Origin of the sequence: Microbacterium sp. CJ77, assembly GCF_002911615.1 — a bacterium.
In the GTDB taxonomy this organism is placed as follows: Bacteria; Actinomycetota; Actinomycetes; order Actinomycetales; family Microbacteriaceae; genus Microbacterium.
In genome coordinates this window covers 1-1,951 of the sequence record NZ_PQBR01000020.1, presented here as the reverse complement: position 1 = coordinate 1,951, position 1,951 = coordinate 1, and the positions used below count along the sequence as shown (strand labels likewise).

2 protein-coding genes are annotated in these 1,951 nt (G+C 68.4%); both read right to left on the bottom strand.

Annotation, left to right across the window (positions count from 1 at the left end):
- The coding region (locus tag C2868_RS10980) for a type IV secretory system conjugative DNA transfer family protein (protein WP_181003447.1) at positions 1–1,106 on the bottom strand (1,106 nt) is incomplete at its 3' end.
- A partial coding sequence (locus tag C2868_RS10975; protein ID WP_146048045.1) for a ParA family protein occupies positions 1,099–1,951 on the bottom strand: 853 nt, incomplete at its 5' end. The genes C2868_RS10975 and C2868_RS10980, both read right to left, overlap by 8 nt.

Genomic DNA, 1,951 nt, shown 5'->3' with positions numbered 1-1,951 from the left:
TTCGGGTCGAATGTCGGGTCGCCGGGGCGGGGGATGAGGGTGTCGCGGATTTGGGGGACGGCGAGGGGTGCGACGGCTCCTTGGACTCCGAACCAGATGCCGGAGACGAGTTTCTCGTCGCCGCTGATTGTGGCCTCGAGGGAGTCGCCCCATCCGGGGGTGCCGTCGGCGCGGAGGACGTCGACGGCGCGGCGGGCGAGGGTGGGGCTGGATCCCCATTCGTAGATGTCAGCCATGGTGAACCCGCCGACAGCGGCGGCGTGCAGCAACCGGCCAAGGACCACACCGGACGCGTGCGCCCACTCCGCGTTCGTGGTGGAAGAGCCCAGAGCGGTGCCGGTGATGATCGCCGTGCCGCGTTGCATCGCAACGAGCGGGTCTTCGCATCCGGCGATGGGGGAGATGCGTAACGGGTGACGGATGCCGGAGAGGCCTTGCGGGTCGAACACGTGCACGTTACCCCGGGTCTGCCGCATCCGCATTGTCGCGGTGAGGTTGTCGTTCGTCGTTGACGTGGTGATTAGTGGTCCGGTCCAGTCGAGGATCGCGGAGATCAGCACCCGGTATCCCTTCCCTGACCGGGGTGGTCCTTCGAGGGCGACGGAGTCTTCGATGGAGACATACACGTCCATCCCGCGGGATCTGCCGACCCGCCACCCGACGTCCGCGGGCGTCGGGCGGGTGAGGTCGGGGCGGAGTTGCCCCGCCCGCCGCAGGACGGCCCTGGCGGAGAGGTGGTCTTTGATTTCGGATGCGGGGGCGAATCCGGGGCGTTGGCGGAGGTCGGTGAGGAAGTACCGGTCGGAGTGCCGGTACCGCCGCCACGCCCCCAACCCCACCGCCGCTGCCGCGACGATCAGAACAACGACCGCGGCATCCGCGGCGCGGATCTGCCAGACCGGGAGCGCACATCCGTCAATCGGCATATACGCGTTGTGGTCGCCGGTGAGGGCGAGCCAGAGCCCGGAGAACGGGCTGGTCGGTGTGGGGCGTGTACCGCAGATCCAGGTGGCGAGCGTTTCGGTGAGGAACGAGAACGCGAGGGACAGCAGGATGCTGCAGGCGATCCCCACCGCGATGATCCGGCCGAGGAGTCCCTCATTCATACCGCTCACCACTGTGCTGTTCGAGGCCGTCAGCGATAGCGGCGGCGGCGGCGAGCCACGCGTGCCGGGTGCGGGGGTGGAGGGTGTCGAAGCGCAGTGGCCCGGATTTCAGGGCCCGGTCGTAAGGGATGGTGTGAACGGCCCGCACGTGACCTTCGAACCCTGCGGCGATTCGTGCCACATCCCGGCCTGCGGCCTCTGCTTGGGTGACGATCACGACGGCGTTGTCGGCGAGGTAGGCGGAGTGCTCGTCGCGGGTGCGGAGTGCGTCGAGGAGGAGCGCGGCGGATTCGGCGGATTCGGGGGCGGCGAGGGTGGGGATCACCAGCTGGCCGCTGGAGTCGATCATGCGCAGCCATCTGTCTGCTGATTCGTCGTTCCCGGAGTCGAAGACCACAAGCCGGTAGTAGCGGGCGGAGACACGCATCAGTAGATCGAACTGGTCGGCGTGGATGCGCTGGTGGGTGGCGAGAAGCTCGGGGTTGCTACGCAACACGTCGTACCGGTCCATACCTTGGTGATGCACGAACCGGGCAATGTCCGACACCCCAGCATCCGGGGCGAGAAGTTCCAATGCGGCGGGGAGGAGGTCGCGGACGGTGGTGTCGTAGAGCCCGGTGTCGGTGCGCCAGCCCAGGGTGCCGCGGGTGTCGTTGTTGTCCCACGCGAGCACATTCCCGCCGCCCCACCGGGCGTAGGCGGCGGCGAGCATCGCGGTTGTCATCGTCTTGCCCACCCCGCCTTTCCCGTTCGCGACCGCGATGCTCCGGCATCCCGCCCAATGCCGCGAAACCGACCGCGCCCACTCCGCATGCTGCACCTGCCGCGCCGACAGGGGGGGCCTT